Genomic DNA, 606 nt, shown 5'->3' with positions numbered 1-606 from the left:
AATTACTCGACACTTGTCGCAGATTGGTTTAACAGATGGTCTTACTTTCATCTTTATTCGTCTCCTTATTTGCGTCTAAATGTAATACGCCCACGTGTTAAGTCATACGGTGAAATTTCAACGGTAACACGATCACCTGGTAAAATGCGAATGTGATGCATACGGATTTTACCAGAAACGTGAGCTAGAATCTCGTGTCCGTTTTCCAATTTAACTTTAAAAGCTGCATTGGGTAAAGTGTCAACTACGATACCATCAATTTCGATCATATCTTGTTTAGCCATGAATCCTACACTCCTCCTTCTATCAAAAAATGAAATGATGTTAGGCATAATATGCCATCTACCATTTTAACAAAAAAGTGCTAAATATCCAAGTAAAATTTAAAAAAAACACAACTTTATTAAGTTGTGTTATTAACAAGTGGTGGAGAAGGACAGATTCGAACTGCCGAACCAAAAGGAACTGAGTTACAGTCAGCCGCGTTTAGCCACTTCGCTACTTCTCCAGTTTTTAAAAAAAAGAACAATCAGAAGATTGTTATAAACAAAATGGAGCAGGTGATGAGAATCGAACTCACGTAGTCAGCTTGGAAGGCTGAAGTTC

The 606-nt window shown here is 37.1% G+C and carries 2 protein-coding genes and 1 tRNA gene; all 3 read right to left on the bottom strand.

Annotated elements, in window-relative coordinates; translation table 11 throughout:
• The coding region (gene rpmJ, locus LJE08_RS15390; protein WP_217256559.1) for a 50S ribosomal protein L36 at positions 1-51 on the bottom strand (51 nt) is incomplete at its 3' end.
• Positions 52-65: 14 nt separating this feature from the next.
• Positions 66-284: a translation initiation factor IF-1 gene (infA, locus tag LJE08_RS13725; RefSeq protein ID WP_117573900.1), complete on the bottom strand. Its 219-nt coding sequence runs from the start codon at positions 282-284 to the stop codon at positions 66-68.
• A 140-nt stretch (positions 285-424) separates the two neighbouring features.
• Positions 425-508 (bottom strand) — tRNA-Tyr (locus LJE08_RS13720).
• Positions 509-606 lie beyond the last annotated feature (98 nt).

This window comes from Holdemanella sp. DFI.5.55 (assembly GCF_020593575.1).
Lineage (GTDB): Bacteria > Bacillota_I > Bacilli_A > Erysipelotrichales > Erysipelotrichaceae > Holdemanella > Holdemanella hominis.
This window is presented reverse-complemented; position numbering and strand designations above follow the sequence as displayed.

What these genes read in the sequence shown, in the direction of transcription:
- infA (WP_117573900.1), bottom strand. Translation starts at nt 284, where the DNA reads ATGGCTAAACAAGATATGATCGAAATTGATGGTATCGTAGTTGACACT.